This is a genomic window from Pectobacterium actinidiae (assembly GCF_000803315.1).
GTDB classification, from domain to species: domain Bacteria; phylum Pseudomonadota; class Gammaproteobacteria; order Enterobacterales; family Enterobacteriaceae; genus Pectobacterium; species Pectobacterium actinidiae.
Map to the genome: position 1 here is coordinate 3,477,597 of NZ_JRMH01000001.1, position 23,756 is coordinate 3,501,352.

Annotated in this window: 18 protein-coding genes, 1 tRNA gene and 1 pseudogene; 2 read left to right on the forward strand and 18 right to left on the reverse strand. The window is 53.5% G+C overall.

The window, feature by feature from the left end:
- Window positions 1-4: 4 nt before the first annotated feature.
- From tssA to tssB, 13 genes and pseudogenes are all read right to left on the reverse strand, one after another.
- Entirely contained in the window at window positions 5-1,423 is a 1,419-nt protein-coding gene (gene tssA / locus KKH3_RS15005; RefSeq protein WP_039361046.1) for a type VI secretion system protein TssA, read from the reverse strand.
- An 11-nt stretch (window positions 1,424-1,434) separates the two neighbouring features.
- Window positions 1,435-1,995, reverse strand: coding sequence for a type VI secretion system-associated protein VasI (gene vasI, locus KKH3_RS15010; RefSeq protein WP_039361048.1), 561 nt, complete (start codon window positions 1,993-1,995; stop codon window positions 1,435-1,437).
- Entirely contained in the window at window positions 1,995-3,533 is a 1,539-nt protein-coding gene (locus KKH3_RS15015; RefSeq protein WP_039361049.1) for a sigma-54 interaction domain-containing protein, read from the reverse strand. The genes vasI and KKH3_RS15015 overlap by 1 nt, the downstream gene beginning before the upstream one ends.
- Before the next feature lie 2 nt (window positions 3,534-3,535).
- Window positions 3,536-6,132 (reverse strand): annotated as a pseudogene (gene tssH / locus KKH3_RS15020) (type VI secretion system ATPase TssH).
- Between the two features lie 13 nt (window positions 6,133-6,145).
- On the reverse strand, window positions 6,146-6,922 hold the full coding sequence (gene icmH, locus KKH3_RS15025) for a type IVB secretion system protein IcmH/DotU (RefSeq protein WP_039361050.1): 777 nt from the start codon (window positions 6,920-6,922) through the stop codon (window positions 6,146-6,148).
- 15 nt (window positions 6,923-6,937) lie between these two features.
- Entirely contained in the window at window positions 6,938-8,275 is a 1,338-nt protein-coding gene (gene tssK / locus KKH3_RS15030; protein WP_039361051.1) for a type VI secretion system baseplate subunit TssK, read from the reverse strand.
- Between the two features lie 2 nt (window positions 8,276-8,277).
- Window positions 8,278-8,799, reverse strand: coding sequence for a type VI secretion system lipoprotein TssJ (gene tssJ, locus KKH3_RS15035; RefSeq protein WP_010303144.1), 522 nt, complete (start codon window positions 8,797-8,799; stop codon window positions 8,278-8,280).
- On the reverse strand, window positions 8,799-10,019 hold the full coding sequence (gene tagH, locus KKH3_RS15040) for a type VI secretion system-associated FHA domain protein TagH (RefSeq protein ID WP_039361052.1): 1,221 nt from the start codon (window positions 10,017-10,019) through the stop codon (window positions 8,799-8,801). The genes tssJ and tagH overlap by 1 nt, the downstream gene beginning before the upstream one ends.
- A gap of 2 nt (window positions 10,020-10,021) precedes the next feature.
- Window positions 10,022-11,020 (reverse strand): type VI secretion system baseplate subunit TssG, encoded by a 999-nt coding sequence (gene tssG, locus KKH3_RS15045; RefSeq protein ID WP_039361055.1) that lies wholly within the window; start codon window positions 11,018-11,020, stop codon window positions 10,022-10,024.
- A complete protein-coding gene (tssF, locus tag KKH3_RS15050; protein ID WP_039361058.1) occupies window positions 10,984-12,750 on the reverse strand; it encodes a type VI secretion system baseplate subunit TssF in 1,767 nt (588 codons plus the stop codon). The genes tssG and tssF overlap by 37 nt, the downstream gene beginning before the upstream one ends.
- Before the next feature lie 2 nt (window positions 12,751-12,752).
- Window positions 12,753-13,184, reverse strand: coding sequence for a type VI secretion system baseplate subunit TssE (gene tssE, locus KKH3_RS15055; RefSeq protein ID WP_011094951.1), 432 nt, complete (start codon window positions 13,182-13,184; stop codon window positions 12,753-12,755).
- Between the two features lie 5 nt (window positions 13,185-13,189).
- Window positions 13,190-14,668, reverse strand: a complete 1,479-nt coding sequence (tssC, locus tag KKH3_RS15060; RefSeq protein ID WP_039361061.1) for a type VI secretion system contractile sheath large subunit — start codon at window positions 14,666-14,668, stop codon at window positions 13,190-13,192.
- A gap of 22 nt (window positions 14,669-14,690) precedes the next feature.
- A complete protein-coding gene (gene tssB / locus KKH3_RS15065) occupies window positions 14,691-15,194 on the reverse strand; it encodes a type VI secretion system contractile sheath small subunit (RefSeq protein WP_010282535.1) in 504 nt (167 codons plus the stop codon).
- Window positions 15,195-16,386: 1,192 nt separating this feature from the next.
- Between tssB and KKH3_RS15070 the strand changes: the two genes are divergently transcribed.
- Window positions 16,387-16,878, forward strand: a complete 492-nt coding sequence (locus KKH3_RS15070; RefSeq protein WP_039361064.1) for a YhfG family protein — start codon at window positions 16,387-16,389, stop codon at window positions 16,876-16,878.
- 341 nt (window positions 16,879-17,219) lie between these two features.
- Here the strand turns inward: KKH3_RS15070 and KKH3_RS15075 are convergent.
- Window positions 17,220-17,295 (reverse strand) — tRNA-Thr (locus tag KKH3_RS15075).
- 535 nt (window positions 17,296-17,830) lie between these two features.
- Here KKH3_RS15075 and KKH3_RS15080 point away from each other — a divergent pair.
- Window positions 17,831-18,250, forward strand: a complete 420-nt coding sequence (locus KKH3_RS15080) for a hypothetical protein (protein WP_039361065.1) — start codon at window positions 17,831-17,833, stop codon at window positions 18,248-18,250.
- A 296-nt stretch (window positions 18,251-18,546) separates the two neighbouring features.
- Here KKH3_RS15080 and proA read toward each other — a convergent pair whose 3' ends face one another.
- The 4 genes from proA to KKH3_RS15100 form a co-directional block, all read right to left on the reverse strand.
- On the reverse strand, window positions 18,547-19,800 hold the full coding sequence (gene proA, locus KKH3_RS15085; protein ID WP_039361068.1) for a glutamate-5-semialdehyde dehydrogenase: 1,254 nt from the start codon (window positions 19,798-19,800) through the stop codon (window positions 18,547-18,549).
- Window positions 19,801-19,810: 10 nt separating this feature from the next.
- Window positions 19,811-20,914: a glutamate 5-kinase gene (gene proB / locus KKH3_RS15090; RefSeq protein WP_005975751.1), complete on the reverse strand. Its 1,104-nt coding sequence runs from the start codon at window positions 20,912-20,914 to the stop codon at window positions 19,811-19,813.
- Window positions 20,915-21,037: 123 nt separating this feature from the next.
- Entirely contained in the window at window positions 21,038-21,412 is a 375-nt protein-coding gene (crl, locus tag KKH3_RS15095) for a sigma factor-binding protein Crl (protein WP_039361071.1), read from the reverse strand.
- Between the two features lie 238 nt (window positions 21,413-21,650).
- Entirely contained in the window at window positions 21,651-23,750 is a 2,100-nt protein-coding gene (locus tag KKH3_RS15100; protein WP_039361074.1) for an ankyrin repeat domain-containing protein, read from the reverse strand.
- Window positions 23,751-23,756: the final 6 nt, after the last annotated feature.

Genomic DNA, 23,756 nt, shown 5'->3' on the forward strand with positions numbered 1-23,756 from the left:
TGTCTTATTTTTTGCGGGATGCTGCCAACCGCTCCACGCGGCTAACCAGTCCCGGTTCCCATTGCATCAGGCCCAATTGTTGGCTTTCCTGCCACATGTGCTGATAGTGCTGTGCTGCCAGTGATTTCATCCCTTCTTCGGCGAGTAAATCCGCCAGTACCAACTCGGCATAAAAGCGGTCGCGCGGCTCTTTCAGGCGACGCATGCGTTCATCCAATAGCTGCATCGCCGCTCCAATCCCTTTCTCATCTCGACAGGCCGCCGCCTCCGTCGCCAGAGAGTCCTGTCGCGCCCCACCGCCGCCGCGAACCGGCTGGCTGGACTGCAACCACTGGCTACATTTTCCGGTCAAAAAGGGTGCCCCATCGCTGAACGCCAGTTCACGCAGCTCTGGCACACGCTGAATAAATGCAGAAAGTTCCTCAGCAATCGCCGTCGCGACGGCGGCATGCCCTAACCGTGAGGCCACCGAAGCAGACAACATGTGGCCATCAAACCAGTAAGGTGCCAACACCAGACTTTGTTCTATGCGTTCCCACAGCGCGGAATCAGCCTGAGCCAGCGCACTTTGGTATTCATCCACGCGGTCTGATGAGACGGGTGCCAACTGAGTTTTATTTCCCTTGGACGACATCGGCGGTGTGGCAATGCCGGACCAGATAGCGTGACGTCGCAGACGGTAACCCATCGGTGAATCGGGATGACGCTCAACCAGCAGCGTCGCGACATTCAGTTGGGTTTGCCGCCAGCCGCGCTCGTCGGATGAATTAATCTCCACCGCACTGACGGGCGTCGAAGCGGCGCTGGCGCTGACTTCACTCCCGCCTGAGCTACCGCTCGCTGCCGGGGTTGGTTTTGCCGTCTGATTCGCCTGTTCCTGCGCCTGCTGCCGCTGTCTGGCGCGCTTAACGCCCTGCACCAGCTCATCCATCAGCGCCGCTTTGTCGCTAGCCACTTCACTCCAGCGGCTCGCCACCTGCTCAGAGAGTTTTTGCAATTGCTCCAGCTCTGCGCTGGATGCACTCTCCGCAATACGGGGAAGCACGCTCTCAAAACGCCGGACAATCTGGATCATCAACTTCTGTTTTTGAAGCGGACTGGCAGGCCAGGCGGGCACCCAGTAACTTTCCAGCCAGCTATCCAGCAGCATCAGGGCAGTAGAAAACGGTGTCGCTTTGGCCGGGTGCTGTAAGCAGCGCAATAGCTGCACCAGTACCCGCATATCTTTGGTTTTGCTTTCCAGTAAGGTCAGGCAATCCCCAGCCACCGCATTAAGATCGACCTGGTTATGTGCCAGCGATCCCAGCTTGACCAGCTCCGTTTCGACCTTTTCCCAGAGCGGATCGTCAGCCAATACTGCCGCACGCAACTTCTCATCCGGCAACGAAGTTTGCAGGCGTTTACACCAGGGATGTGCATGCATGAACGCCTCCTTTACCAGTGACACTGCTGACGCAGCGGCGCGAGTGCGTCGCCCAGCCCGGCGAGTTCAATACGCAGTAAATGACCGTCCGCGCCGCCAAGCACCAGTTCGCGATGCCCAATCCAGCGCTTTAGTGCATCAATCGCCGGTAGGCCACGTCCCGACTCCAGCAGCAGCCCGCGGTTACGGATAAACCAGCTGTCGGACACCGTTACGCCATCCAACTGCGACGTGACGGACTCTCCCGCCCAGGGTTCACTGAGCGTTAAGCGCAAGTGCGTAATATTGCTGGCACAGCTAATCACCAGCGTGTTGCCATCGGCCAGTACGCGGGTGAGCGTCATATCGCCGCTGTCCGCTTCACGTCCCAGTTGGAAGGCTCCGCCCGTCGCGGCGTTATCACGTTGTGGGGACAACGTACCGCTGCGTTCCGCTTCCCGACCCAACGCGTCATAGCAGGCCAGCCGGAGCTCTGAAGCGGTCTCATTACGGCACTGTTCCCATAACGACTGCCAGGCGGGATCGGGGGTCGCGGCGGTTGCCAACAATAAGGGTGCCATCGTCAGAAACATCAATTTACCTCCAGCTTCTGGCATTTATGATCGAGAGTACGTTTAGGGATATTGAGGCTATCGGCCACCAGCAGGCGGTTGCCCTGAAACTGGCGCAGGCGTGCTTCAATCACCGCCGCTTCATACCGCTGTGTGGCAATACGCAAATCATGGATGTGCTGATAGCAATCCTGTTCTTCCGGCGTACTGCTCGTCAGCCGATCGCTCAGTTCAGGCGGCAACGATGCCAGAGACAGCGCTTCACCATCCGGCGTATGCGCGCAGGCGACTTCCAGCAGGTTGCGCAGTTCCCGTACGTTACCGGGAAAGTCATATGCGACTAGCTGGCGAAGGAAGGCACGGTTCAACGACCCCACGTGTTTTTGTTGTTTATCAGCAAACTGGCCGATGAAGTGCTCGCACAGCAGGCGAATATCGTCCGGTCTCTCGCGCAGCGGCGCGACCTGCAATAAACACTGACAAAGGCGATGATAGAGATCCTGCCGAAACACGCCGTCAGACACCTGCTGTTCCAGCGGCTGATGGGTCGCGGCAATCAGACGGAAATCAGAGTGCACCTCTTTCTCCGCACCGAGGGGACGGAAACTGTGCGTTTCCAACACCCTTAATAGCTTGGCCTGCATGGACTGCGGCATATCGCCGACTTCATCCAAAAACAGGGTTCCGCCGTTAGCCTGCTCAACCAGACCTATCTTGTTACTTTGTGCGCCGGAGAAGGCTCCTTTCTGATAGCCAAACAGCTCGCTTTCAATCAGGTTTTCCGGGATCGCCGCGCAGTTGATGGCGATAAAGGGCTTGCCGGCACGTTCGGAACACTGATGCAGCAAACGCGCCACCACATCTTTCCCTGAACCGGTTTCGCCCTGAATCAGCACCGAAAGACGGTGTTTTGCCGCCTGATAAATCTGCTGGTGCAGCGCTTTAATCACGGTGGACTGCCCCACCAGCGTAGCTTCCACCCGTTTTTCCTGCTCACGACGGCTCTGCCCTTCATCCTTAATCTGGCGGAGTGAATCCCTCAGTGCGACCTGATCCCGCCGGGTATGCGCCAGCTCACGCAGCAGCATAAGCTGACGGCAAAACACCTGCGCCAGCCGTTCGCATTCGCCTCGTTGATGCAGCGTTTGCAGCCGCGTCGGCGTATCCAACAGCGCCAGCACCGCCAGCGGCTTGCCGCTCTCCGACAGCAGCGGCAGCGCATGCAGCCCGCAGTTCGTGCCGACAGAGGCCAGCATCTGCCGAAATTCACGGTGCTCAATGCGGGCACCGCCATAGAGAGAGTCCCAGGTACGTGCCTGATTCTTATGCAGCGCATAGGCCAATGGGTGGCTAAAGTCATCCACGCCCAGACTCAGCGCCACCGGCGTCTCATGCACTCGCCCCTGACAGGTCAGTTGCCTGCCGCTGACATCCACCATACCCAGCAGTATTCCTTGAGGCTGCCAGGCGACCTGCATCGTCTCCAGCAGCCAGTCGCACAGACCGGCCTCATCATGCTGTCGGGTGAGTGCGAGCGCCAGTTCGAGGGCATGTTGCATACTCAGCCCTCAACCTCAGTCTGGAACTGGCCGGCTTCGACGCGGAAATGAATGCGGCTGACAGGTTCACCCGCGGACAGGCGTTGCAGCAGTTGTAGCGAAACCGGTGGCAGCAAGGCGCCATCAATCACCGATTCGAGCATACGCGCGCCGTTTTCGCTGCGATTCGCCAATCGTAGAATCTCTTCCGGCACCTCGTCCTCAATGAGGACTTCCGCACCAAAGCGCTGTTGCAACAGAGACACCAGACGCGACAATTTGCCCTGCACAATCTCAACCATGGTGTCATGCGCCAGCGGCAGGTAAGGGATGACTTCCATACGCGCCAACAGTGCAGGTTTGAAGAAGGCCGCCAATTCGGGATAAAGTGCATCCAACAACACATCCGACTGCTCGGCGTAGTTCACAATCGTCTGGAACCCGAGGTTGGACGTCAGGAAGAACACCACGTTGCGGCAGTCAATCACCCGACCTTCACCATCGGCGAGTTCACCTTTATCAAACGCCTGATAGAACAGGTTCAGGACATCCGGGTGCGCCTTTTCCACCTCATCCAGCAGCACCACGGAATACGGTTTCTGGCGGATGGCTTCGGTCAATACGCCGCCTTCACCAAACCCGACGTAGCCCGGCGGCGAACCGATCAGGCGTGAAACCGTATGTTTTTCCTGGTACTCGGACATATTGATGGTGGTCAGATAGTTGCGTCCGCCAAACATCAGGTCGGCAATCTGAACCACAGTTTCCGTTTTACCGACGCCGCTCGGCCCCACCAGCAGGAAAGCCCCCAGCGGACGCCCCGGACGACGCAGATCCGCCCGCGCGGTCAGCAGGTGTTTATGCAATTGAGCAATCGCCAACTGCTGCCCTTTAATTGAATCCCCCAGGAATTCCGGCAGACGCGTGACGACATCCATTTCCCCCTGTGAAATGCGGTTCAGCGGCACGCCTGTCCACTCGGCAATCACGGCCGCAATCTGCGTTTTATCCACGTGGGGGGAAACCAGAACGGAGGCGTGTTGCAGCGCTTCCAGCGCCTGTTCACAGGCAAACAGTTCCGCCGCCGCCGACACCGCATCAAAATCGACAGCCTGCTCGTCATCCAGCAGCGCCGTTCGCAGTTCAATCACGCGCTGAACCTGTATTTTCTGCTGCTGCCAATCGGCTTCCAACTGAGCCAGCTGTGCCGCGCCGGTTTCGCGGGCGTCACGCAGTTCGGCTAAGCGCTCTTCGGTATTCCCCAGACCAATACGCGCCTGACGCTCAAGCTGGGTGATTTCCATCTCTTGCTGATGCAGGCGGGTCTGTAGCTGGCTGACCGCACGCGGTGGCGTCGTCAGGTTAATGGCGACGCGCGCGCTGGCGGTATCCAGCACGTCAATCGCCTTATCGGGCAGTTGACGACCGGAGATATAGCGCGCCGACAGCTGCGCGGCCGCCTGAAGCGCATCTTCATCAATCAGAACGCCATGTGCTTTTTCATAGATACCGCGCAGCCCACGCAGGATAACCGTGGCTTCTTCCGCATTCGGCTCACCGACTTTGACAAGCTGGAAACGGCGGGAAAGCGCGGCGTCTTTCTCGACGTATTTTTTGTATTCGCTCCAGGTTGTTGCCGCGATAGTGCGCAGCTCACCGCGCGCCAGTGCAGGCTTGAGCAGGTTGGAAACGTCCAGCCCACCGGCCTGATTGCCCGCCCCGATGAGCGTATGCGCTTCATCAATAAACAGGATGATCGGGCGCGGGGAATCTTTCACTTCCTGCATCACGCCTTTGAAGCGTTTCTCAAATTCCCCTTTCACCGAGGCACCGGCCTGCATCGCCCCCAGATCGAGCGTGAGCAGTTCCACATCCCGTAATCTTTCCGGTACCGCGCCCGCCACGATGCGCAGTGCCAGACCTTCGATCAGCGCACTTTTACCTACGCCCGCTTCCCGACCACAATCGGGTTGTTTTTACGACGGCGGGACAGAATGTCGATCATCAGATCGATTTCATGGTCGCGGCACAGCACCGGATCCAGTTGCCCCTGACGGGCAGATTCCGTCACGTTTTGGGTATAGCGAGAGAGTTGCATGTTCGCCGCAGCAGCCTGTTCAGCCGTGGCGGATTGCACCGCGACTTCCGTTTCAACCGAATCCTTCACCCACTCATCAAACTGCTGGCGTAACAGTTCACGGTTAATCTGCGCCAACGGGCGGGATACCGCACCTGCCACATAGCGATTGGGCGTCAGCAGCAGGACCAGCAGCAAGATGCCGCTGCGCAGGCGTACGTGTTGGAACTCAGCAGAGGCCAGCAGCCAGCTATCCTGTAACCACTCCACCAGCAGAGGAGAAAATGAGGGGTAGCCCGCGTCAAATTCTTTATCCATGGAAGACGGCAGCAGCAGCGAAGACAACTCATCCGCATCCACGCCGGCACGCTTGAGGATCTGACGCACATCGCACAGCGGCGTTTCCAGCATTTTCAGCAACAGGTGCTCAATACGGATTTCCGCACCCTGATGTTGAATACAGAGTGCCGCCGCTTCTTCCAGCATATGACGGCACACGGGGTTGAGTCGTTCAACCAGTGTCGGCAGTTCAATTCGAATCACGGTGTAGCTCCTGTTATTGTAATAATTCTCCCAGCTGACGCAGTACGTCCTGGGTTTGATGAGTTAGCTGATAGCGATACAGGCCGAAGGCGGCCACCAGAACCACACACACGCCGACAAACAGCGTGCGCAATGACACCTGCCTGCGCAGCTGGTAACGCGAAGCCTGCTGCCCCAGATTCAGGTGGAAGACCGTCGGCGAATTCGCAGGCTCAGGGCGCAGGGTGTCATGCAGCTTGATCACCACACGGTTCAGTTCCTCACGCCCCTGCGTCATCACCCGATAGCGTCCTTCAAAACCCAGACAGAGACAGAGGTAGATAAACTCCAGAATGTCGCGATAGCGGGTTGGGTCGTCCAGCAGCTTCTCCAGCAGGACAAACACTTTTTCGCCCCCCCAGGTTTCGTTGTGAAAACGGGTCAGAAGGGAATGTGCCGACCACATGCTTTGACCGCCCCACTCCCGCCCCATCACGGCTTCATCAATGAAGGTGCAGAGGATGTAGCGGAACGACAAAATCACGCCGTTTTCATAGCCATGAGAATGTAATTCCTGTTCGATAGCCTGAATTTCCGACACCACACGCTGATACAGTTCTTCCACGCCCTCATAGGCCGAGAGCTGACGAACCCGTTCCACCATGCCCAACAGCGGCGTGACCGCATCTACCATCGGGTTAATACTTTGTCCACGCAGGCGGAACCAGTAGTCGGAGTCCATATCCATCTGTCGGGCGTGGTCAAAAAGCAGATCGCCCAGTTGATCGTTTTTAATAACCTCGATGCTCATCTCTTCCTCTCTTTACTACTGGCCGCGGATGGCCCAAAGCTGCATATCCAGCTCAGGGAATTCGCCAGCAATGTGGAACGCCAGCGTGTTGCCAGACACCAGCATCTGCCAGGCAGGGCTTTGTCTATCCAGTTGGAAATAGCTGTAACCCGCGTGATAAGGCAATTGACGCGGTGCCACCGGCAGCGGCAGCAGCGGGATACCCGGCAGTTGCAGACTGATCAGTTCGCGGATCTTCTCGCTGGAGGCGATCTTCGTTTGTTGCAGCAGCTGTTTACGCAAATGCTCCTGCGGCATACGCGCACGTACCGCCAGCACAAACTCGGCGCTGGCCATCAATTCTGCATCGCCAACCATCGCGACCATCACGCCGTACGGCTGTTTCTTCAGTTGGATGGAGACGGCACGCGGCGACAGCACGGTGCTCAGGGCCTGACGCAGCGCCATCATCAGCGGCTCAAAACTGGCCTGTTGATGTTCGTGACGATAGGCGGGGAATTCCGGCGGCAGGCGTGATTCATCGGTAAACGTCATCAGCTCGCCGCACAGCTCAACCAGCGTTTCGTGCAGGCGTTCAGGGTGCAAGGTGCCAAGGCGCGCCAGATGCGACAGTTTGGGCTGAGCACGGTTTAGCAGTTGCAGCATCATAAATTCAGCCACGTCCGCGACGCCCTGCTGCCCTGGGGCGGCAATACGCTGCGCCAGACTGCGCGCACGTTCCGCCACCAAACCGGCAGATTCACCTAAAAAGCGTTTTAAGGTGGGGATCGCGGTGACGCTGATGCTGCACGGCATGAAGTTAGGATCCATGATCAACCCGCCGTCAGGGCGTTTATCCAGAATGTTGGCAATCGCCAGAGAGGCATAGGCGCTGCGATCGTCACGATCGAGCATCAGGCGCAGGCTGACCTTACCGACCTCCAAAGAAATGATATCGCCGCCGTCGCTGTGCAGATCGCGTACGTCATGCCGATGCGATTGCAGGCGGCTGGCGATCCCCTGTCCCGGTTGACCGACCTCACTGACGCCATTCACCGCCAGCGGCAGCGCCAGATACACTTTCTGGTTTGCCAGTGCGACGTCGGTAATCTCCAACGGCAGCGGCAGCGCGTCATCCCCCGGAATATTGAACACGGTGCCGTCAGGCATCACACCGCTGGCGTTAACCAGCGCGATGCGGCCAAAATTGAGGTATTCCTCGTTAATCGCCAGCGACTGCAAGCCATAGAAATAGTCACTGAGGGCGCTGAGACGCGCGTGCAGTGCGTAATCGGTGTGTCGTTGCTGTTGTTGAAAATGCTGCGGTTTAATAAACAGACCTTCCCGCCAGATAATGCGATTGCGACTCGACATAATTATTCTTCTTCTTGGTCTTTTTTAATTTCGACTTCATCCCTGCGCAGGTGCACGAGGATCTGATACGTCTGCCCGGTATTCTTTAGCTTGATGACTTTGCGCCACTCTGCGCTTTCCGAATCCGCATAGCGTGCCACCACGCCGAGGTAGTGCACCTTTTCATCCAGCGCTTCGGGCGGTAGATATTTGAACTGCCCCGGCAACAGCGTGTAGTCCTGATGGCTGAGGTAATTCTTGGCTAACGCCTTTTCGATATCCGTCGTGATCTGGTCGTAATCGGTGGCTAACAGACGCGAATCCTCCGCCAACAGAACCAGCTGGAATTCGATAGGGGCAGCTTCACCGCTGTCGTTAGGGTTAACGTCCGGTTCCGCCAGCAGGCTGAAACCCACGGTAGAAGGCTGATGATTGTTGCTGCCTACCTGAATATCAGGATTCGCCGCCACCTGCGCCATTTTGCCGAGCGTGGTACACCCCGACAGCAGGAACATCAGGGAACATAAGCACAATGCTCGCAGCATTATTTTTGCTCCTGCTGTTGACGCACGGAACGGTCATACGCCTGCGCATAGACCTGATGGAACAATTTCTGGAACCCTTGCTGGCGCGGCGACGTTAATTCACGGTAATAGTGCTGATACATCTGCCACGCCCAGCCATCATCTGCCGCAAGTACTTCGCCACTGCGGCGATAGTGCTCAAAGCGGTTAAGTAACGCGGCAGGCGAAAAGGCCTGAAGAATATTTTCCAACGCGACGGCAATCGCCTGCTGGTTCGCGATGTGATGCACCCGCACATTGTTCAACACTTCTTCCACGGCGGCAGGCGCAGACAGGTGCACCGGGCTTTTCCCTTCGGCAAACAGCACCGACAGCGTATCCGTATAGCTCAACCCCAGACGCAGCGGGTTATCTTCAATCGGGCGTAAATGCGTGTCCGCCATCGCAGCCTGTTCCGTCTGTAATGCCAGCAGGCCTTCCACCATCGCGCGCAGGCTTTTTCCCATCTCTTCCAGCATTTCGCGCAATCGCGCATCATCGCCCGGCTGAAGCGACAGCCCCAGCCCGCGCATCAGCGGAGCCAGAGAAGTGCCATCGCTGTACCCTTCCAGACCTTCTCCCGCGTACGGTGTGTTGATGGTCGGTAATTCCACAAATTTCTGATCCATGGTGTCCTCAGCAGAAGAAAAAGAAGAAAGAGAGGTCGTGAGCGAGGCTCCGACCGTCTCACTGTCTGATGGCAAGAGTGGCTGGCTCTGTTCTTTCTGTAGCGCCCACAGCGGGTCATTCAACACAACGGTGGGATCGGCCAGATCCGTGGCGCGCCTTTTTTTATCTTCACTTAGCCAACCGCCCAGCACATCGACCGTGCCCTGCCCTAATACCTGATCGATATCCTGTTCCGTGGTGGGATCGCCGATATAAACGCCCAACCGGAAAGGCCCGATAACCAGTTCATCGCCGTGCGACAGAATGACTTTGCGATCGCGCCCAATCGGCGACAGAGAACCGTTAATGAAAGACTGCCCGCTCAGATCGCACAGACTGAAATAACCATCGGTCATTTCGATACGGGCGTGCTCCGGCACCACGGAACCCAACCGATCCCGCAGTTGCCATTGGTCTTTTTCCGACGCGCCCAGCGTGCCACCACGATGATCGAACTGGTGCTGCACCTGAGAATTGATATCGAGCTGCTCACTGTTGAGCACAACTAACGTGAGTGGATGGGTTACGTTCACATTTACTCCTGCACACAAATCGTCACATAGGGATCCGCGGGCGGCTGCCCGAGAAAGCTGCTCCATCCCAACCGGCTGCTTTGCTCACTGCCCAGGCTTAAGCCCTTAGCTTCGCCTTCCGCAAAACCAAGACGCAGATCCCAGGCCAACTGATCGCGAAGAATGAAAGAGACAAAACGCACCAGCGGCTGAAAATGCTCGCCGTTGGGCAAAAAGCTGAGGAAGCGGCTAAAGCTGAGGTTGCCGACCTTGAGCAAAAACTTGCCGGCACAGTCGTTCACTTTGTCGCCGATAACAAAATCACCGCCCAGCATCATGTTGGCTTTTCCCAGACGGTTCTGCTGCCCTTCGTGGATAGGCACGCGACGGTGCTGCCAGGCCAGAACGGCGACGTCATCCAGGTCAAAACAGTGAATGACCAACCCCGCGACCACTTCTGGTGAGCGGCTGGGGCTGGCAAGCACTCCGGCGTAGGAGAGCATCTTGGCGCGGTTAACCGGCAGACTATCGCGTACGGCGTCATTCCCTAATCCCACGAGCGCAAACATCAGGCGTGAGAATCCATCCTCCCCTTCATTCTGAAAGCGGACGTGATAGCGGTATTTGCGCCATGCACGGTGCAATAGCGTGAGTAAGCGATGGTGAAAGAAGTCGAGAAACACGCCCAGCTTCTGTTCGCCCTGCGCGTATTCCCAGGCCAAATCTTCGAGGTAATAACCGGGCATCGGTGACTGGCTGCCGTGCAGGCCAAGAAACGCGACTTCCAGCTCCTGACGGCCATCGTCATCACGTCCCACCTGCAAAATATCGCTGGGGTGAAAACCGATGGAGGCCGTAGAGCGAAAGCGCAGGCGTTCCTGTTCAGGGCGGAAATCCAACTCTTGTTCCAGATCCACGCCTTCCAACTGATTCAGCAACTCCACCAATTGGAAAAAATTAAAGCGTGAGACATCCTGACGGAACGTCACATCATTGAGTGTTGACCTATCTGTACCGGCCATCGGTAGCGCTCCTTGTTATCGATGTTGACCACTTCCAACAGGTGGAAAGCGTTGACGCTGGCGTATAGTGAGAAGAAGTGCGCCAGCACCGTACTAAACAGATAGAGTTCTCCTTCACTGGAAAACGCGGATTGCCGTACTGACAGGATGGATTTCAAGCCGCGAACCGGCATCCCCTGAACCAGACGGTCGATAGGGGTGGTTTCGATGGATTCGATACCCGCCAGACGCTTACGCGAGGCTTGCTCTGCCTGCTTATCGTGCAGCGCAGGGAAATCGTAGGTACGTAGAATCTGTACCAGCGCATCACGCCGCAGCAGCGACACATAGTTCAGGGACAAGTTGGAGATCAGCGTCCAGTGCAGGCTGCCATCCATTGCAGGCCGCAGGGGTCGCGTCGGCCGCACCAGATTGCGAAACGTCGCGAAAGACGGCGAATTCCCCGTCGGCACGCAGATCGATCCAACGGGTAGCTGTGCCGCACGCGATCGGTTGGTACAGGTCAGGGTTACCGAGATCGACTCATCCAAATCAATCACTTCCTGCTCATCGCCACGGACAAAAGAGAGCATGTGGTCAAAGCCGTTGCCATTCACCGCCTCTCTTACCCGAATGCGGTAATAGAGCGCCAGCCGTCCTTTGGCGCGCTCGATTTGGTGCTGAAAGCTCTCAAAAGGCTGATAGGTGCGTGGAATCCCGCGAGCACGGCCTGAATTCCCTTCAACCCAGCCTTCAACCTTATCCACAGAGAAAATTTCAAAGCTATCCGCGTTACGGTAGCTGGCTTTCAGCGGGTAATCCGTCTGGCGCCCGCTGAGGTTGATCGGTTCGCTATCATGCTGGAAGAGATTGATTGCCGGCACGCAGTTGAGCATGAACGAATCAGGGCGGATCTTCAGCTCCGCCGGCAGTGGGCGGTCAAAGCAAAAATGCAGACGGAATTCCGTTACCGTCAGCGGGAGATCCGGCCATACCGCCCCCGCGAGCTGGAAAAAGAGAAAACTTTCGGGAAAACAGAAGTATTCCTGCAAGATGCGGTAGCCCGAATAGACATTACCGGGATACGGCAATAGCGCATCTTCCCGCTCGAAGCCGACCGTCTTCAGCACGCTGGCTTCCTGACGGAAGCGCTGACCATCGATTTCCAGCTCAATGTGCGACAGCTGACTGGCAATCCAGAAATAGAGCTCGTAGGCCGTATAAGTATCACCGCCCAGATAAAAGCGCAGTTTGTCGAGTTGCAGGTCGCTTAGCGATAGCGGGCCATGCAGCCCAACGTCCAGCGTAATGGTGGAAAGATCGTTGCCGCTCTGTACCTTGATCTCGCGGATATCCGCCGGATAAATCCAGGCATCGTGACAGGTCTGAAAATGGCAAACCACATCATCAATCGGCAGGCTATCCAGTTCACAGCCGCGCTCAACAAACGCGGGTTGGGCAATCGCGCCGGGAAGTACCGAAAACTGCATAATCGTCATGCTCGGTACAGGGCGTAGGTAATTAGGCCACAGCATGCCCAGCAGACCGTGTGTCAGTTCCGGAAATTCATCCTCGATCTTCGCCCGCAGGCTCCCTGTCAAAAAGGCGAACCCTTCCAGCAGACGCTCGACGTCTGGATCCGTGGTTTGTTCTGACAAAAATCGGGTAAGCTCAGGGTGCGCCTTGGCGAATTCACGCCCTTGCAGACGCAAGTAGGTCAGCTCATCCCTGAAAAAATGTTCCAGTGACATAATCAGATCATTCTGTAATGGCGGTGGCTATCCATATGGATATTGAAAGAGGCAACCTGCTCCAGATCTTCCAATCTGACCCGGGCGGTAACCTGAAACGACATCTCCATCGGATTCGATAAATAGTCCGATGTGTTGACATCCACATGAACAATTCGAGGTTCAAAGCGACAGATACACTGTCGGATCGCCTCCCGGATTTTTCCCCGAATGTCCGCCCCACCCTGCGTTGCGTCATTAAAATCAATTACGCCAAGCTCAGGTGCGCTGCGACAATTTCCGGGCCGGGTGTTGAGCACATTGTCCAGTTGACGCTTAACGGACTCGATCAGTGCTTCAACTTCCGTTTCAGGGGAGGAGCGACGCTCCTCCCCACGGATACGATCAAACAGACTTGCCGCGCTTCCCCTTTCCCAGGCAGAAAGAGACGGCATCAGCCTTATTCCTTATCCAAACGCCCTACCAGCGACAGCTCAAAGTTCGCCCCCATGTACTTGAAGTGCGGGCGCACAGACATGGTGACCTGATACCAACCTGGTTCTCCTTCTACATCCAGCACTTTGATTTGTGCAGCACGCAGAGGACGACGGCTACGAACATCTGCCGGCGGGTTTTCCTGATCGGCGATGTACTGTTTAATCCAGGTATTCAACTCACGCTCAAGATCCTGACGCTCTTTCCATGAGCCAATCTGTTCACGCTGTAGCACTTTGATGTAGTGCGCCAGACGGTTGATGATGAACATGTACGGCAGTTGCGTACCCAGCTTGTAGTTGGTTTCCGCTTCTTTGCCTTCTTTGGTATTCGGGAACACCTTCGGCTTCTGCACTGAGTTAGCCGAGAAGAAAGCCGCATTGTCGCTGTCTTTACGCATCGTCAGCGTGATAAAGCCTTCTTCAGCCATTTCATATTCGCGACGATCGGTGATCAGGACTTCTGTCGGGATCTTGGCCTGAAGTTGGCCCATGGCTTCATACACATGCACCGGCAGGTCGGTAATCGCACCGCCGCTCTGCGGACCGATGATGTTCGGACACCAGCGGTATTTCGCGAAGCTGTCCGTCAGCGCCGTTCCCATCAGGTAGGCGGTATTGCCCCACAGATAGTGTTCGTGATCGGTGCTGATATCTTCCTTGTAGTTGAAGCCCTTAATCGGGTTCTCTACGGGGTCATAAGGCAGGCGAGCCAGGAAGCGCGGAGCCGTCAGCCCCAGATAGCGACCATCTTCGGATTCACGCAGCGAACGCCATTTCGTATAGGCAGGGCCTTCGAAAACGGATTTCAGGTCTTTGATGGAAGGCAGATCGGTGAAGCGATCCACGCCAAAGAAGGTCGGTGCAACGGAAGAGATGAACGGCGCATGCGCCATCGCGCCAACGGCGCTGACATACTGCATCAGTTTGATGTCTGGTGAGCTTTGCGTTAGCGCATAGTCACCAATCACGCCACCGATAGGCTGGCCCCCAAACTGACCGTAACCGCTGGAATAGACGTGCTTATAGAAGCCAGACTGTGAGATTTCAGGCGCGAATTCGAAATCGTCCAACAGCTCTTCTTTCGTCGCATGCAACACCAAGAGTTTGATGTTTTCACGGAAATCGGTGCGATCAACCAGCAGTTTCATCGAACGCCAGGAAGATTCCAGTTCCTGCAATTCTTTCGCATGCAGAATAACGTCAATCTGCTTGCTGAGTTTTTTGTCCAGTTCGACGATCATGCTATCGACCAGCGCTTTGTTCACGGGTTCTGCTGCGTTACCGCTATCAAGAATGTTAGCGACCAGCGCGGCAATGCCCTGTTTAGCCACGCTGTAGCCTTCATCAACCGGGCTGATACGCGCTTGAGCCATGATGTCATCAAGCAGCGAGCCAGAAGCGCTGGCAGCGCCTGCCTGAACCTGTTCTTCAATTATTGACATATTTATTTCCCTATTTCGTCAATTATTCGGCGGGTTTTACCAGATCGAGCTCTTTCAAAAGCTGCTCTCTGGCTTCTTCGCTGGACAACAGATCCTGCAAACGATTACGGAATGAGGGAATATTGCCGAGGGGGCCTTTCAGCGCGACCAGCGCTTCACGTAAATCAAGCAACTTACGTAATTCAGGCACCTGTTGAGCAATGCGGTCAGGGGAGAAATCATTCAGACCGCCGATGCTCAGTTTCACTGGCAGGTCGTCCTGACTTTCTTCTTCAAGGCGGTTTGGCACACTGAAATTCAATTCCAGATTTGCTTCTTTCATCACCGAGGTAAAGTTGTTCTTATCGATCGATACAGTCTGACGTTCTTCGATCGGCGTTTCCTCTGTGCGCCCTTTCATATTTCCCACGATCATCAGCGTCAACGGCAATTCTATTTCCGCCTGCTGACCACCAGTGGCCGGAACATATTTGATATTAATACGTTCCTTTGGTGCGACAGATGCACCATCAGTTCCTTTTGCCATGTGTCTATACCAACGTAAGGGCACTCGGGCCCGGAGAAGTAAAGTCGATTCCTACCAAAAGCCCGCCGCAATCCATAAGAGCGGCAGCGACTCGGCAAACAAATAACGCATTTGTTTTTCGACCAGCGAGATGAAATAAATTTAAACCGAATTAAAAACCATAATAAAACCGTAACGTTACGGCTTATATCGGCGTAAAAAGAATCACGCCAAGAAGGAGTTAAATACATTTATATTTTGATTTTAGATCATACACACAACACAAACGCACGGTCAATGCTTATATAGCAGAGCAACTAAACTGAACCACTAAAACAAAAAACACAGTTAAAACAACAAATTAAATAAACCTTAAGTAAAAACAAACAAAATAAAAAAGAGTATTCCGACGATTTTCAATTAACTGAAAAGGAATATATTTTGTGCCTTTTAATTTCATTAAAAACGAAATACTTAACACGCTAACAAATAAGTGACATTATAAATCGCACATGAATTTTAATTAATTAAAACAATTCACCCTCTATTTTTTACTTTTGGCAGAACAAATGACTACATTACCTTTGTAAATTATTTCCCTATTAAAATATAAATATTAGATAATTTAGCAATCATTGATTTTATAATTAAAATTATTAGTTTTTTATACTATTAAAAAACACAAAAAAGGAATTAATGACTGATATATGTGTTTTTTAAACATTACATAACCAAAATAACTGAAAGTGACAGTGAAATGATCTCTTTAGCGTTACTTTCAGGTTAAAAAATGGCAGTTATTAGGTAGGATAATATTCTAGGTAATACTGCCCTCTCTGTGCGTGATAGAGAGGGGGAAAGCATGAAGCGATCAAAACAAAACATCGAGAGAAACACGTCGGCGAATAACCTACGGATACGACATGTGGCAAACTACGCTTTTGCCCAAACGTCTCCCATTACTGTGAGAGTATCCTGACTACTCTTGGAATTTTATTCAGGATCCAGCATTGCCCTCCGGCCTAAAGAGGAATTTTTCACTACACATTGAGGAAGGACGCTTGATTAGCGTGCAGGAAGCTACCCGTCTCTTGATGTTAATAAATCCGACAAACAGCTGATCAGTGATTCATTAGCAATTAGGAAAGATACGGCCAGACCGTAATTATGGTACTCTTTATCGCATATATATGCGGATTAAAGGTGAAAACCCATGCGCTATGAAATGGCGGTACTCGCAGATCTGGTACAAGAGGATTCCCCTAATACGCACTCTATCGTAACCGCTACAGGTATCTCAGAAAGAAAAGTACAGGACGTGTTAAACACACTCCAGTCAACGATGGATATCAACATATCACGCGAGAAAAATGGCAAACGGCAAGTCTTATCTATCTCGTCATGGGGTGTGTTTGGTGACGGAAAAAGGTTGATCGAGAAACTGAAAAATACCGACCTGTTGATATTCAAACAACATCGTAAAATCACCACAAAAGCGTTGTTAAACAAAACGCGATCCTCGCGTATGGTGACGCTGGAAGAAAAGCGTGATTACTACAATCAGGTGAAACTCAAAAACTATCGGGACAGTATGCGTCTTGAGGGATTCAACGTTGAGGATACGCCACTTCCCTCTGACAAACAGGAAAGGGAAGCGCTGAGAAAAAACCTGATTGCCATGTATAAAGCGGATGGTTATGTCTGATAAATACGGCTCGGCATTGACGTAAAAAACCGGCCAAGGTCGGTTTTGTCGTTTCTGGTGTCTACCTCGCTATTTCGCACTTGGGTAGACGATTTTAGGTTCCATGATTTGAGACATACATAGGCAATCTGGCTAGCACAGGTCGGCGTGCCAATATCGGTGTTACAAGAAAGGAGAGGCAGGGAAAGCATCGAAATGGTTCGGAGATAAGCTCATTTATCCGCTGGCTATCTCGCAGAGCGCACGAGCAAAAATTGACGCAATTCTAGAGCGAAATGGCACAAATATGGCACATGATGAGAACGTGATTTACATGAAGGCTGGATAAGTCATTGATTTAATGGTGCCGATAATAGGAGTCGAACCTACGACCTTCGCATTACGAATGCGCTGCTCTACCAACTGAGCTATATCGGCTTTGGGATCGTCGTGGCGAGAGCCAGACGTGAACTACGGGGTGACAAATTAGTGATAATGGTACGTCAAGTCAAGCGTTTGGCGATCGTCTGCCGATTTTATCATCACCCTTATGTTGATAGAGCGTTTCTGATAATTTTCCGTACTAATAACGTCATGTGCTATAGCTTTTCGGCTTAACAGACCCGCATGTAGGGCACATCACCTATGCCGCTCTCTTCTTCGAGATAAGTGCTTGCAAGATAATACCTCATGAGAGGAAAACGCCATCTCCCTTTAAGGTAAATATTCTTTTTATAGAGAGTGATATTTACAATAAAAATATATTTTTACCTTTCAGATATAAATGTAATACATAACAAAACCCATGTGTACAGTTTAGGATAATTCCCTATTCTTTTTATTTTTTATTTTGCTCTACTTAAATGACCAAGACGACAAGGAGGCGGTCTTAACATGAAGCTTTCAATAATACGTCGTTGACGGCAAGATTATTGTTAGCGTAGTCATTAAGCGCTGTAAGAGGAAATAGACCATGAATATGAATCCACTGTTTTTAGGCTTAATTCTTGGAACCAGTTACATTGGCATGGCGGCAGCAAATGATCTGGATTCTGCCCGAGCTTCAGCGGAATCGGCCTTCAGTCACGATCGCGCTGAAGCAAGAGAAAAAGCGTCAGAGGCGCGAACCAAGGCACATGAGCATGACGCTCAGGCACGGGAAAAAGCGAATGACTTCAAAGCGGATCTCAAATCAAGGGAGCCAGAAGCCAGAGAAAAGGCAGACAACGTCAAAGCTGATGTGAAATCCAGAGAATCCGAAGCCAGAAAAGACGCCGAAAAAGGCTGGGCTGACGTCAAATCTAAAGCGGATAATTTTAACAGCCGGGCAGAAAAAAATGCTCGCGAAGCCGCTGACTCAATCCACAACGCCGCAGAGAAACATCAGCGTTAATATGAAATAACGCGTTGTTGCTACAAGGATAAATAATTATCCTCCAGTAGCAAGACAGGCTATGTATTTGTGAATACGCCTCACAAAGCATGGCCTGTTACTATTGGAGGATATTTTTCTTATTAGCTATTTCATTATATTTTTATTGCTGTATTACATTTTAATGTAAATAAACACAACAGAGAAAAGAATTACAGTCGGAATGATATTTCTTATTTAGACAAAATGACGGAAGTAAAAAACAGAGTAAAAATCATGCTGTGCATATCGCTTTGATATGCACAGCCATTTGTCGATTAGGCGCGAATCAAATCATCGCCATAACCAATCCACTTATAGGTGGTCAGCGCTTCCAGCCCCATTGGACCGCGCGCATGCAGTTTCTGGGTACTGACGGCCACTTCTGCCCCCAGACCAAACTGGCCGCCGTCGGTGAAGCGCGTACTGGCGTTGACATACACCGCAGAGGAATCCACTTCACGCACGAAGCGTTCCGCATTGCTCAAGGAGCGCGTCAGAATCGCATCAGAGTGCTGTGTACCATGTTCGCGAATATGGGCGACCGCTGCGTCCAGGTCGTCCACCAGCGTGACGTTCAGGTCGTTAGAGAGCCATTCATCGTTGTAGTTGGCCTCTTCCACTGCAACAACGCTTGCCGGGCCACTGGTCAAATAAGGCATCGCTGAAGGACTGGCGTGGAGCGTAACGCCCGCCACCGCCATTTTTTTGCTCAGCGCGGGCAAGAAACGATCGGCGATATGTTGATTGACCAGCAGCGTTTCCAGGCTGTTACAGGCGCTAGGGCGCTGCACTTTGGCGCTTTCGATGACCGTCAACGCTTTGTCGAAATCGATGCTGTCGTCAGCATAGATGTGACAAACGCCAATCCCCCCAGTGATGACCGGAATCGTCGACTGTTCGCGACACAGCTTATGCAGACCAGCACCACCGCGCGGAATCAACATATCCACGTAGCGATCAAGCTTCAGCAGTTGATTGACCAGCTCACGATCCGGGCTTTCAATCGCTTGCACCGCAGCAGCAGGCAGGCCGCACTGCGACAGCGCCTGCTGAATCACTTTTACCGTTGCCGCATTAGTGCGGTACGTCTCTTTGCCACCGCGCAGAATCACCGCGTTACCGGTTTTCAGGCACAGAGAAGCCACATCAATGGTGACGTTCGGACGCGCTTCATAAATCACGCCGACCACGCCGAGCGGCACGCGGCGACGCTCCAGCTTCAGCCCGTTATCCAACATGCTGCCGTCAATCACCTGCCCTACCGGATCGGTCAGGCGACAGACCTGGCGCACATCGCTAGCGATCGCACTCAGTCGTTCCTGCGTCAGAAGCAGACGATCCTGCAACGCCTCACTCATGCCATTTTGGCGCGCATCGGTTAAATCCAGCGCGTTAGCCGCGAGAATCGTCGCGCTCTCGGCTTCCAGCAAATCCGCAATCGTCAGCAGCGCGCGATCTTTCTGAGCCGTGCTCAAGACTGCTAGCTGATAAGAGGCCGCTTTTGCCGCTTTACCCATTTGTTCAAGCATCGCGAACTCCTTAATTGATAATCATATCGTCGCGGTGGATAGCCACCGGACCATATTCGTAGCCAAGAATATCGGCAATCTGTTGAGAGTGGTGTCCGGCAATCATACGCAGCGCATCGCTGTTATAGCGCGTCACGGCATGCGCCACATCGCGCCCCGCCAGACTACGCACGCGGATCACTTCACCACGGGAGAAGTTCCCTTCTACGGTGCGGATACCTTTAGGCAGCAGCGAACTGCCACGCTCGAGGATCGCCGAGAGCGCGCCGTCATCAACGGTGATTTCTCCCGCTGGCGGTGCGCCAAAAATCCAGTGTTTACGGCTTTCCAGCGGCGCGTCCAGTGCATGAAAACGCGTTCCGACGGAAATATCGGCAATCACATCACCAATCACACCCGGTTTGCTGCCTGCGGCAATCACCACGTCGATACCCGCGCGGCAGGCCACATCCGCAGCCTGCAATTTGGTCGACATGCCGCCCGTTCCGAGGCCAGACACGCTGTCCCCCGCAATGCTACGCAGTGCATCGTTGATACCGGTGACTTCACGGATCAATTCCGCATCAGGGTTATTGCGCGGGTCGGCGGTAAACAGCCCAGCCTGATCGGTCAGCAGCAGCAGCTTATCCGCATCGGCCAGAATCGCCGCCAGCGCTGACAGGTTGTCGTTGTCACCCACCTTGATCTCGGCGGTCGCCACGGCGTCGTTTTCATTAATTACCGGAACAATATTGTTATCCAGCAGCGCCCGCATGGTATCGCGCGCATTGAGGAAACGTTCACGATCTTCCATATCCGCGCGCGTCAGCAGCATCTGCCCGACGTGGATACCGTAGATAGAAAACAGCTGTTCCCACAGTTGAATCAGGCGACTTTGCCCCACCGCGGCCAGCAGTTGTTTGGTCGCAATCGTAGCCGGGAGTTCGGGGTAACCCAAATGTTCACGCCCAGCGGCAATCGCCCCAGAGGTGACAATAACAATCCGATGCCCTGCCGCATGTTGCTGCGCGCATTGGCGCACCAGTTCAACAATGTGGGCGCGGTTAAGACGGCGCGAACCGCCAGTTAGCACGCTGGTGCCCAGTTTCACAACCAAAGTCTGGCTGCCGCTCATAATTTCTCTGCCGTTGGATGTCAAAAAATAAGAATAAGGAAAACGTTGTAGCAGGACAGACGCGTTATGCCAACAGGCACAACGCGAAAACCTGCGAATAAATCGGGGATCGTCAGAGAAGTATCACGGTCGTGCAACGAGGGTACAGGCGGGTTCCAGCGCGTTAATTTGCTTCTCCAATCGAACATGGAAAGCCTGTTTGGCATTTTCCACCTGCTCCATCACGGCTTTGTCCTTGATTTTCTCTTCACGCCAGTTGCCCTTTTTATCAAACAGACCGTAGTGATAGTCATAGGCAAAGCCTTTGCCAGTATCTTCCAAATTCAGCCACCAGCCCCAAAACTCCCGTTGTTCTGGCGCGGGTTTGATGTTGACGCAAACCGCCAGGCAATCAAAGAAGAACGCGGTATCCTCGCACTGCGCTTCGCGTATATAAGGTCCCAGTGCCGTAAAATTTTTCATGAGCCGGCTTTTGGAGTGTCCACTCGGTAATATCATTACGATCTCCTTTGGTTGAACCTTCTTTTTAGCAGAGAATGGCAATTTATCAACTGCCTGGCGTCAGGTTACTGCCCGACGCCCGGCTTTTCTGCCTCTATACCCGTCATACTTCAAGTTGCATGTGCGTTGGCTGCGTTCACTCCCCCGAATCACTTACTTATGTAAGCTCATCGGGATTCCTTCCCTTGCCGCCTTCCTGAAACTCGAATTATTTAGAGTATATACCGACGAGCTCCTATACGGCGGGCTGACGCTGCACGGCAAAGCGTGAAAGCCCGGTTTCAGCATGTGGCGCAGGCAATGCCAGCAGCGTTTGCAGGCGTTCAGCAAAATAAGCGTCAACCGGATGTTTGCCGTCCAGCACGTTTCGCAGCTGTTCTTCTGTAAATGGCGTCAGCCTGAGTAGTGCTTCGAAGCTTTCTTTTCGCTCTTTCTGCACGCTGAGTGACAGCGGCGTGACCAGATCATCATTGCTTTGGCAGAGATCCGCACCATAGGCATGCAGTATCGCCAGCATGCGGGCGGATACCGATTCAGGGCGAGGTGGGAAATCAATAGAGCGGCGACTCGTTATCGCACACAGCGCGGGGGTCATTCCACCTGCGCCACGCGCATTCGGATTAGCGCCATATTGCAGTAGCACCTCAAGGCAATGCTGAGCGCCCTGCTTTGCCGCCAGCATTAGCGGCGTCATCGCGGGCTCGCCCCACGCGATATCTTTCTCAATGCCCTGTTGCAACAATACCTTAAGCGTTGCTTTACGCCGTTCGGACGTCACACTCGTATTATCAATCACGCGATGCAGCGGCGGTGCAAGGGTGCTCGCCGTTTTCACATTGAGACTAACGCCTTGTTGAATCAACCAGTTCAGCACCTGCGGACGACACCCTGACACAGCGGCATAAACCATATTCATCCCATCTGGTGACGTGCTATGCAGGTTCATCCCACAGGAGTGCAGATGCCGGAAAACATCAAGCAGCACACTTTCATGCGGGCTGTGCTGTAAATACAGAAGCAGCGCCATCCCCAACGGAAGCTCACCGTTTTCTTGCAGTACATGCTGTTGATTGAAATCAGCGCCGTGCGCTATCAGCAGATCGAGCAAGTCAGTATGATATTGTCCGGTGGTAATCATCGCTTCACAGAGCGTATAAAGCGCTGGCCACGTCGTCGGCATGTCGTCCTCTTCCTCCGACATCGTATAGCCAATATTGGGAGAAGCACCTGATTTCAGTAGGTGTTCGAGAGAAGAAGAAAACACGCGATGGACGCGGCTATCCGTTACAGCAGCCTTGGCTCGCAGCACAAGATATTGCGCCAGCACCGTCCCCTGATTTACATCACTTTCGCGCTCAGCATTACGTTCGTACTCTGCATCACCCTCATCATCGTCAGGTTCGAGTTGTTCAAAACGCAGCGAATAACGACGATCGAGGTCCGTGGTACGTTGCGCAATACGCGCTATCAGTGCAGGAGGATACGACTTTTCCAGCGCATCCAGCAGAACGCTATACGCAGGCACATCGCAGCGCATATCCGGAAATGTGTCCAACAAGAACGCACAGCATGGCGCAGGCAAACCGCAATGCAACGCCATTTCCAGCCAGGTCACCGAGATTTTCTGTTCCTGATTTTTCTGGGCTGAATTAAGCGACAGCGTAAAGCCCGATTCCAACATTCCTTCACGTACAGCCTGTGCAATGAACAGCTGAAATACCTCCAGCGTCATCCATGAGCCGGCCTGCCGAAATACCGTTTCCAGTATCGACGTCCCCGTCAGGCGTACCGGGCTATCCGCATGGAACAACCGCATTAACAAAAAGCGCTCTTGTTTTTCCAGCAGAATATCGACGGGATGGCGTTTCCCAACTTCGGGGTGAAACAGGATGGGCTGATTGATATCCAACCCGTTTGCCAGCAACAGCGCCAGCATTGTGCCGCGTTGAGCATGGGTGTAGACCGGGCTTTCAGGCAGATCAAAAAAGCAGTGTAACCAACCGCGTCCCTGATTATCATAAAAATCCAGCCGAGCACCGTGCTGTAAAAGCAGCGCAGCAATTTCAGGAGAGTAAGACGTGATCGCCGAGAAGAGCGCGCTTTCGCCTTCGGGCGTTTCGATACTCGCCCCTTTTTCCAGCAGATAGCGAACAAGATCGAGTTCCGTGTCGCGATCCTGACTCAATTGATGCAAAACCGTTTGCCCGTCGCTCGATGCGTTGATGTCGCCTTTCGCCGCCAGATAGCGGTCGATCAGTTTCCGCTTCTTGCTGGTGGGGACATCAGAGAAACAAATCGTCTCTAACGTATCCGTTTTGGAAGATGAATCAAACATATAACT

What these genes read in the sequence shown, in the direction of transcription:
- tssA (WP_039361046.1), bottom strand. Translation starts at nt 1,423, where the DNA reads ATGCATGCACATCCCTGGTGTAAACGCCTGCAAACTTCGTTGCCGGAT.
- vasI (WP_039361048.1), bottom strand. Translation starts at nt 1,995, where the DNA reads ATGTTTCTGACGATGGCACCCTTATTGTTGGCAACCGCCGCGACCCCC.
- KKH3_RS15015 (WP_039361049.1), bottom strand. Translation starts at nt 3,533, where the DNA reads ATGCAACATGCCCTCGAACTGGCGCTCGCACTCACCCGACAGCATGAT.
- icmH (WP_039361050.1), bottom strand. Translation starts at nt 6,922, where the DNA reads ATGAGCATCGAGGTTATTAAAAACGATCAACTGGGCGATCTGCTTTTT.
- tssK (WP_039361051.1), bottom strand. Translation starts at nt 8,275, where the DNA reads ATGTCGAGTCGCAATCGCATTATCTGGCGGGAAGGTCTGTTTATTAAA.
- tssJ (WP_010303144.1), bottom strand. Translation starts at nt 8,799, where the DNA reads ATGCTGCGAGCATTGTGCTTATGTTCCCTGATGTTCCTGCTGTCGGGG.
- tssG (WP_039361055.1), bottom strand. Translation starts at nt 11,020, where the DNA reads ATGGCCGGTACAGATAGGTCAACACTCAATGATGTGACGTTCCGTCAG.
- tssF (WP_039361058.1), bottom strand. Translation starts at nt 12,750, where the DNA reads ATGTCACTGGAACATTTTTTCAGGGATGAGCTGACCTACTTGCGTCTG.
- tssE (WP_011094951.1), bottom strand. Translation starts at nt 13,184, where the DNA reads ATGCCGTCTCTTTCTGCCTGGGAAAGGGGAAGCGCGGCAAGTCTGTTT.
- tssC (WP_039361061.1), bottom strand. Translation starts at nt 14,668, where the DNA reads ATGTCAATAATTGAAGAACAGGTTCAGGCAGGCGCTGCCAGCGCTTCT.
- tssB (WP_010282535.1), bottom strand. Translation starts at nt 15,194, where the DNA reads ATGGCAAAAGGAACTGATGGTGCATCTGTCGCACCAAAGGAACGTATT.
- KKH3_RS15070 (WP_039361064.1), top strand. Translation starts at nt 16,387, where the DNA reads ATGCGCTATGAAATGGCGGTACTCGCAGATCTGGTACAAGAGGATTCC.
- KKH3_RS15080 (WP_039361065.1), top strand. Translation starts at nt 17,831, where the DNA reads ATGAATATGAATCCACTGTTTTTAGGCTTAATTCTTGGAACCAGTTAC.
- proA (WP_039361068.1), bottom strand. Translation starts at nt 19,800, where the DNA reads ATGCTTGAACAAATGGGTAAAGCGGCAAAAGCGGCCTCTTATCAGCTA.
- proB (WP_005975751.1), bottom strand. Translation starts at nt 20,914, where the DNA reads ATGAGCGGCAGCCAGACTTTGGTTGTGAAACTGGGCACCAGCGTGCTA.
- crl (WP_039361071.1), bottom strand. Translation starts at nt 21,412, where the DNA reads ATGATATTACCGAGTGGACACTCCAAAAGCCGGCTCATGAAAAATTTT.
- KKH3_RS15100 (WP_039361074.1), bottom strand. Translation starts at nt 23,750, where the DNA reads ATGTTTGATTCATCTTCCAAAACGGATACGTTAGAGACGATTTGTTTC.